Annotated in this window: 9 protein-coding genes; 1 reads left to right on the top strand and 8 read right to left on the bottom strand. The window is 71.2% G+C overall.

From position 1 onward, the window contains the following. Positions 1-99: 99 nt before the first annotated feature. The 8 genes from lepB to proS all read right to left on the bottom strand — a co-directional run bounded on the left by lepB (position 100) and on the right by proS (position 6,190). On the bottom strand, positions 100-990 hold the full coding sequence (gene lepB / locus JNW98_RS34135; protein WP_223772172.1) for a signal peptidase I: 891 nt from the start codon (positions 988-990) through the stop codon (positions 100-102). A 45-nt stretch (positions 991-1,035) separates the two neighbouring features. Next, positions 1,036-1,386 carry a 50S ribosomal protein L19 gene (rplS, locus tag JNW98_RS34130; protein ID WP_004944863.1) on the bottom strand — a complete coding sequence of 117 codons (351 nt, stop codon included), beginning with the start codon at positions 1,384-1,386 and terminating at the stop codon, positions 1,036-1,038. Positions 1,387-1,524: 138 nt separating this feature from the next. Continuing rightward, positions 1,525-2,364: a tRNA (guanosine(37)-N1)-methyltransferase TrmD gene (gene trmD, locus JNW98_RS34125; RefSeq protein WP_223772171.1), complete on the bottom strand. Its 840-nt coding sequence runs from the start codon at positions 2,362-2,364 to the stop codon at positions 1,525-1,527. Continuing rightward, entirely contained in the window at positions 2,364-2,951 is a 588-nt protein-coding gene (rimM, locus tag JNW98_RS34120; protein ID WP_223772170.1) for a ribosome maturation factor RimM, read from the bottom strand. Before rimM ends, trmD begins: the two co-directional genes overlap by 1 nt. 106 nt (positions 2,952-3,057) lie before the next feature. After that, positions 3,058-3,297, bottom strand: coding sequence for an RNA-binding protein (locus tag JNW98_RS34115; RefSeq protein WP_223772169.1), 240 nt, complete (start codon positions 3,295-3,297; stop codon positions 3,058-3,060). A gap of 2 nt (positions 3,298-3,299) precedes the next feature. Then, positions 3,300-3,740 (bottom strand): 30S ribosomal protein S16, encoded by a 441-nt coding sequence (gene rpsP / locus JNW98_RS34110; protein ID WP_223772168.1) that lies wholly within the window; start codon positions 3,738-3,740, stop codon positions 3,300-3,302. A gap of 206 nt (positions 3,741-3,946) precedes the next feature. Further along, positions 3,947-4,537 carry a hypothetical protein gene (locus tag JNW98_RS34105; RefSeq protein ID WP_004944874.1) on the bottom strand — a complete coding sequence of 197 codons (591 nt, stop codon included), beginning with the start codon at positions 4,535-4,537 and terminating at the stop codon, positions 3,947-3,949. Between the two features lie 237 nt (positions 4,538-4,774). Further along, positions 4,775-6,190 carry a proline--tRNA ligase gene (proS, locus tag JNW98_RS34100; protein WP_223772167.1) on the bottom strand — a complete coding sequence of 472 codons (1,416 nt, stop codon included), beginning with the start codon at positions 6,188-6,190 and terminating at the stop codon, positions 4,775-4,777. Between the two features lie 372 nt (positions 6,191-6,562). Here proS and JNW98_RS34095 point away from each other — a divergent pair. Further along, the coding region (locus JNW98_RS34095; protein ID WP_223772166.1) for a class I SAM-dependent methyltransferase at positions 6,563-6,946 on the top strand (384 nt) is incomplete at its 3' end.

Here is a 6,946-nt window from a genome sequence, read left to right as displayed (position 1 = left end):
CGCGCGCGCCTCCGCCCGTACCGCACCCGCCGCGGCCCGTACCGCGCGCGCGTCCCCCCGGCCCGCCGCCGGGGCCGGCCGCTCCGATGTCCCGCCCCGCTACGGTGCCCCACGCACACCTCCGCCGTGAGCCCGCGGCTCCGGTACGCCGTCTCCGCCGTGAGCACCCGGCCCCGGCGCACCGCCTCCGCCATGGGCACCCGGCTCCGGCACGCCGTCGAAGGCGTGCGGCCGGTCCAGTGCGGTCCAGCGGCCGAGCGGCCAGCCGATCCAGTCCGCCCGGCCGATCACCCGGTCCACCGGGACCATGCCGCCGCCCGGCTCCCCCAGGTGGTCGCGCGAGTCCCGGGACGCGCTGCGGTGGTCACCCAGGACGAACAGCCGCCCCTCCGGCACCACCACCTGGAAGGGCACCCGCGAGGCCGTGTCGCCGGGGAAGAGGTAGTCCTCGGTGATCTCGCGGCCGTTGACCGACAGCCGGCCCCGGTGGTCGCACACCACCCGGTCCCCGCCGACGCCCACGACCCGCTTCACGTAGTCCGTCGGCGTCGGCTGCATCAGGCCGACCGAGGAGGCGACCTTGCGCACGGCCTTCGTCACCGCGTTCTCGGCCGGCTCTTCCTGGACGAACGACCCCAGGCCGTCGAAGACGATCACGTCCCCGCGCCGCGGCTCGTCCCCGAAGCGGTAGGCCAGCTTGTTGACCAACACCCGGTCGCCGGGCCGCAGGGTGTTCTCCATCGACGCCGAAGGGATCACGAAGGGCTGCACCACATACGCGCTGACCAGCATCACGAAGGCCAGGCAGCAGGCCAGCAGCACCCCCGCCCGGCGCAGCGGCCCGCCGCCGGTCACCCACCGCCACGCCTGCCGGGGCACCCCCGCGAGCGTCGAACGGCCCGGTATACGCGAAGAGCGCGACCGCTGCTCCTCGCCCCCTTCGGGGTGGGGAGAGCGGTCGCGCTCCGAAAGCTGTGCGTCGGTGTCCATCGGTCCGAGAGCCTATCCGGCCGGACCGGGACGCCGGGCGGAAGCTCAGTTGTCGCGCTTCTCCTTGATCTTCGCGGCCTTGCCGCGGAGCTCACGGAGGTAGTACAGCTTGGCGCGACGGACGTCACCGCGGGTCACGAGCTCGATCTTCTCGAAGATCGGGCTGTGGACCGGGAAGGTGCGCTCGACGCCGACCGAGAAGGAGACCTTGCGGACGGTGAAGGTCTCGCTGATGCCCGCGCCCTGGCGGCGGATGACGACACCCTTGAACTGCTGGATGCGGGAGCGGTTGCCCTCGATGACGCGGACGTGGACGTTCACGGTGTCACCGGGACGGAAGGCCGGGACGTCGGTGCGCAGCGACGCGGCGTTGACGTTGTCGAGCAGGGAGGACATGAGTCGTCTCTTCCTCGCCGATGCCACAGGTCATCGGCGGAATTCGTGGGGATTCCAAAAGGTACGAGGCGCCGTACTGCCTCCGGCGAACGTCGTTCCCCCTGTGGCAGGGGCGTGCGCCGGACGCAAGGCAACGGCTTATTCTTCCACGTCGGGGGCCACTCGCCCAAATCGGCCGTCGGGGCCCGGGGCCCAGCCGAGGATGGAGAGCATCTCGCGGTCCTTCTTGTCGAACGACGCGGGGTCGGCGCGCTCGATCAGGTCCGGCCGGTTGAGGTCGGTGCGGCGGAACGCCTCGTCGCGGCGCCAGCGGGCGATCTTCCCGTGGTGGCCGCTGACCAGCACGTCGGGGATGCCCCGGCCGCGCCACTCCGGCGGCTTGGTGTAGACCGGCCCTTCCAGCAGGTCGGCCATGGCGCCGGGGGCGAAGGAGTCGTCGCGGTGCGACTCCGCGTTGCCGAGCACGCCGGGCAGCAGCCGGGCGATGGCCTCGACCATGACGAGGACGGGGGCCTCGCCGCCGGCCAGCACGTAGTCGCCGATCGAGACCTCGCGGACGTCGAACCGCTCGCCGTACTCCTCGATGACGCGGCGGTCGATGCCCTCGTAGCGGGCGGGGGTGAAGACCAGCCAGGGCTTGGCCGACAGCTCCACGGCCAGTTCCTGGGTGAAGGGCCGGCCGCTGGGCGTGGGGACGACGATCGTCGGCACGTCGTCATCCTCGCCTGAAGCGGAGCCGGAGCCGGAGCCCGAGCCGACGATCGAGTCCAGCGCCTCGCCCCACGGCTCGGGCTTCATGACCATGCCGGGGCCGCCGCCGTACGGGGTGTCGTCGACGGTGTTGTGCTTGTCGTGCGTCCATTCCCGCAGGTCGTGGACGCGGACGTCGAGCTGCCCGCGGGCACGGGCCTTGCCGACGAGCGAGACGTTCAGCGGTTCGAGGTACTCGGGGAAGATCGTGACGACGTCGAGGCGCATCAGCGGTCACCCTCGTCACTGCTCTTGTCACCGGACTTGTCACCGGACTCGTCACGGCTGCCGGCGATCACGGCCCGCTCGGCGTCGAGCAGCCCGGGCGGCGGGTCGACGACGGCGCGCTGCGCCTCCAGGTCGATCTCGGTGACGATCTCCTCTACGAAGGGGATCATCACCTCACTGCCGTCGGGGCGTTCGACGATGAAGAGGTCCTGCGACGGCAGGTGGGCGATCTCGGTGATCCGGCCGACCTCCGCCCCGTCGACGGTGACGACGTCCAGGTCCACCAGCTGGTGGTCGTAGAACTCGTCGGGGTCCTCGGGGGTCTCGTCCGGGTCGACCTCGGCGATCAGGAGGGTGTTGCGGAGCGCCTCGGCGGCCGTCCGGTCGGGGACGCCGGCGAACCGCAGCAGCAGCCGTCCGCTGTGCACCCGGCCGGTCGCCACGGTGAGCGGTCCCACCCCGGCGGGGTCGGTGGCCAGTACGGCGCCCGGGCCGAGCCTCAGCTCGGGCTCGTCCGTCCGCACCTCGACGGTGACCTCGCCCTTGATGCCATGGGCGCGGCCGATCCTGCCCACTACGAGCTGCACGATTCCGTTCCTTCTCCACGTTCCTGGGGCGCCCCGACGCCCTCCCAACACGACAACGGGCCGGGAAGGGGATCCCTTCCCGGCCCGTGCCGATGCCTGCCGTCCGTCAGCGGACGTTGTCCACGTCGACGAGGTCGACGCGGATGCCGCGGCCGCCGATGGCGCCCACGACGGTCCGCAGCGCTCGGGCGGTACGGCCGTTGCGGCCGATCACCTTGCCGAGGTCGTCCGGGTGGACCCGGACTTCCAGCACGCGCCCGCGGCGCAGGGTGCGCGAAGCCACCTGCACCTCGTCGGGGTTGTCGACGATGCCCTTGACCAAGTGCTCAAGGGCCTCCTCCAGCATGCTCAGGCCTCGGTCGACTCGGCGGACTCGGCGGCGTTGGCAGCCTCGTCCTTCTTCTCCGACTTCTTGGCCTTCGGGGTGATGGCCTCACCCTTCGCCTCGCTGGCCTCGAGGGCCTTGGTGAACTCCTCGAACGCGGCGCGCTTGTCCTTGGGCTCGGCCACGAGCATCGGAGCCGGGGCCGGGAGGCCCTTGAACTTCTGCCAGTCGCCGGTGACCTTGAGGATGGCCATGACGGGCTCGGTCGGCTGCGCGCCGACACCCAGCCAGTACTGGACGCGCTCGGAGTCGACCTCGATGCGCGAGGGGTTCTGCACCGGGTGGTACAGACCGATCTCCTCGATGGCCCGGCCGTCACGGCGGGTACGGGAGTCGGCGACGACGATGCGGTAGTGAGGCGAACGGATCTTGCCCAGACGCTTCAGCTTGATCTTGACTGCCACTGGAGTGGTGTCTCCTGGTCTTGACGTGGTGGGCACAACAAGATGCCACGTGGGGTTGCGGTACTCGGAGTGCCCGACGGACGCGTCAGCCGGAGGAGAGAGGGGTCCTGTACGACTGTCGAGTACAGCCCCCCATTGTGCCATACGCGTCCGGGCGCACGAACATCACCCGACCCCGGCCGGCGGGAGCCGCCCGGGGCCCGCGATCACCCCACGGACATCGCCTCGGGGATGCGGAACGGCTGGCCACAGCCCCCGCACATGATCGGCGCCTGGGCGAGCACGGACGGCACCACACGGACGTTCCGCCCGCAGTCGCACACGGCCTTGACCCGCACGCCGCCGCCCGACGAACCGTGCCGGGCGGCGGGCCCGCGGAAGGTGCGCGAGGTGTCGGCCGCGGTGGCCATCGTGTGCGCCTTGAGGGCGCGCTGCAGTCTGTCGATGGTGGCGCGGTAGCGGCGGCGCGCCTCCGGGTTGAGCACGACCAGCGAGAAACCGCTGCTGGGATGCGGCTCGTCGCTGTGGTCGAGGCCCAGCTCCTCGGCGATCGCCAGGAACCGGCGGTTGTGGTAGCGGCCGGCGCGTGAGGTGTCCCGGACACCGCGGGCGGCCGCGATGCCGTGCACTGCCTCGTGCAGCAGCCTTTCGAAGGAGAGCTCGGCGCCGCACGCGGACGACGACTCCCCGATCAAGGATTCGGGCGCGGCGAGATCCGGCAGCTCGGGGTGGAACCGCTGAATGTCGGCCCACGCCTGCGCCAGTTCTGCGGCGAGAACAGGTGGTGTCGTGCTCACGTCGTGACAACGAGTCGGGACCGCCCGGTGTTCCGATACCGGGCCATCCCAAATAATTTGCACGTACCAGTCAGTATCCCTGCGATACCGGGCCACCCGCCGCGTCGAGGGCGGGTGCCCCGATCTGCACAGAAGTACGGAGAAGCAGCAGAAGTACGCTCACCTGTTCGCAAGCCGGGGCGAAACTGACTCGTGCGTCAGTTCCGCCCCGGCTCGTAAACAGGCAGTACCCGTGCCTCAGTAGGCCCGCGCGACGATCGCCAGCGCGCCCGGGGCGTCGTCCGTCTCCGGCACCCCGCCGTCCTCGGTCACCAGGCAGCGCACGGTCACCGCCTGCTCGGCCAGCTTGGCCTCGCCCTCGGCGCCCAGCACCGACCACGGGATCCGCGCCCAGCCGCCGGCGACGGCCGCCTCGGCGGCCTCCTCGATGGTGGACACGTCCGTCGTCCGCTCCTCGCGGCGCTCGCGGGACTGGCTCAGCAGCAGCGCCTGGTCCTCCTCCAGGACCTTCGGCAGCAGCGCGGTCAGCTCGTCGATGCGCACCGGCTCCTTGCCGCCCGGGATGCGGCGGGCCAGCATCGCGGTGCCGTTCTCCAGGTCGCGCGGGCCGATCTCGATGCGGACCGGAACGCCCTTGAGCTCCCAGTCCACGGCGCGGCGGCCGAACGGGGTGTCGGTGCGGTCGTCGACCTGGACGCGGACGCCCGCGGCCTTGAGCCGGTCACCGATCTCGCGGACCTTGGCGATGACGGCGTCGTCGCCCTTGATCGCGAGGACGACGGCCTGCACCGGCGCCAGGCGCGGCGGGACGCGCAGGCCGCTGTCGTCGCCGTGCGACATGATCAGACCGCCGACCATGCGGGTCGAGACGCCCCACGAGGTCTGCCAGACGAGCTCCTGCTGCCCGTCCTTGGACAGGTACGAGGTGTTGAACGCCTTGGCGAAGTTCTGGCCGAGCTCGTGGCTGGTGCCCATCTGGAGGGCCTTGCCGTCGCGCATCATGCCCTCGAGGGTGAGGGTGTTGATCGCGCCCGCGAACCGCTCCTTGGGCGTCTTGCGGCCGAGGACCACGTCGATGCCCAGGACGTTGACCATGAAGTCGTAGTACACGTCCCGGTGGATGCGCGCCGCGTAGTCGCGCGCGTCCTCGTAGGTCGCGTGCGCCGTGTGGCCCTCCTGCCAGAGGAACTCGGTGGTGCGCAGGAAGACGCGGGGGCGCATCTCCCAACGGACCACGTTGGCCCACTGGTTGATCAGCAGGGGCAGGTCGCGGTAGCTCTGCACCCACTTGGAGAAGTACTCGTTGATGATCGTCTCGGAGGTGGGCCGGACGACGATCGGCTCGTCGAGCTCCTTGCCGCCGCCGTGCGTGACGACCGCGAGCTCGGGGGCGAAGCCCTCCACGTGCTCGGCCTCGCGTGTCAGGTACGACTGCGGGATGAACAGCGGGAAGTACGCGTTGGAGGCGCCCGCGTCCTTGATCCGGGCGTCCATCTCCTGCTGCATGCGCTCCCACAGCCCGTAGCCGTACGGGCGGATGACCATGGTGCCGCGCACCGGGCCGTTGTCGGCCAGTTCGGCCTTGTTGATCAGGTCCTGGTACCAGCGCGGGAAGTCTTCCGCCTGCGGAGTGAGAATGGGAGCCTTTGCCATGGGGCGAATGGTACGGGCCCGGTCGGGCCGAGTGTGAATCCGTCCGCCCGCAACCCCGCGTTGTCGGCCCGTTCAGGGTTTGCGGCTGGGTATTCATCTCATGCGGTCCGGCGCGGCACATGCCATCTTGGGCGGTGGGGGAACTTCTCGCCGTACCCCCTGGACTCCCGGGCGGAAGCGGGGTTCCCTGGCTTGGGGGGCGGTTCGGGGAACCGCGCGCACGACAGCACATGGGGGGCGGCACTTCGGTCAGGAAACCGAATTCGGCGGATTGGGGCGCATGCGATGACACCAACGCTCGTGCGACGGCACCGGCCGTCCCCGTCGCCGCCCCGGTCGCGGGTCCGCGACTGGGCGGAAATCCAGGAACGCATGCTCGTGCCGCTGTACGAAGCGGTCTACGAGCGGCTGGAAGTCGATGACGGGACCCGGTTGCTGAGCCTGGGCTGCGGATCGGGACTCGCCTTGCTGATGGCGGCCTCCCGCGGAGCCACCGTCAGCGGCATCGACACGGACGAACGCCGGCTCGACCTCGCCCGGGAGCGGCTGGCGGCCCACCCCTCCACCGTGCCGGCCCGGCTGGGCCACGGCGAGGTGGAGCGCGTCACGGACCCGGGCGACCCCCCGTTCACCCTCGTCACCGCCTTCGACCCGCTCTACTGCGCGGGCGGCGGCGCCCGGGAGATGGCGGAGGCGCTGCGGCGGGCGGCCGCCCGGGCCCGGCGCGGGGCGCCGGTCGTGCTGGCCGGCTGGGGG

Origin of the sequence: Streptomyces huiliensis (genome assembly GCF_020037025.1) — a bacterium.
GTDB classification, from domain to species: domain Bacteria; phylum Actinomycetota; class Actinomycetes; order Streptomycetales; family Streptomycetaceae; genus Streptomyces; species Streptomyces huiliensis.
The sequence above is the reverse complement of the archived record's forward strand: the minus strand, read 5'-3'. Positions and strand labels throughout refer to the sequence as shown.

Coding starts and splice junctions, on each gene's coding strand:
- lepB (WP_223772172.1), bottom strand. CDS start 990: ATGGACACCGACGCACAGCTTTCGGAGCGCGACCGCTCTCCCCACCCC.
- rplS (WP_004944863.1), bottom strand. CDS start 1,386: ATGTCCTCCCTGCTCGACAACGTCAACGCCGCGTCGCTGCGCACCGAC.
- trmD (WP_223772171.1), bottom strand. CDS start 2,364: ATGCGCCTCGACGTCGTCACGATCTTCCCCGAGTACCTCGAACCGCTG.
- JNW98_RS34115 (WP_223772169.1), bottom strand. CDS start 3,297: ATGCTGGAGGAGGCCCTTGAGCACTTGGTCAAGGGCATCGTCGACAAC.
- proS (WP_223772167.1), bottom strand. CDS start 6,190: ATGGCAAAGGCTCCCATTCTCACTCCGCAGGCGGAAGACTTCCCGCGC.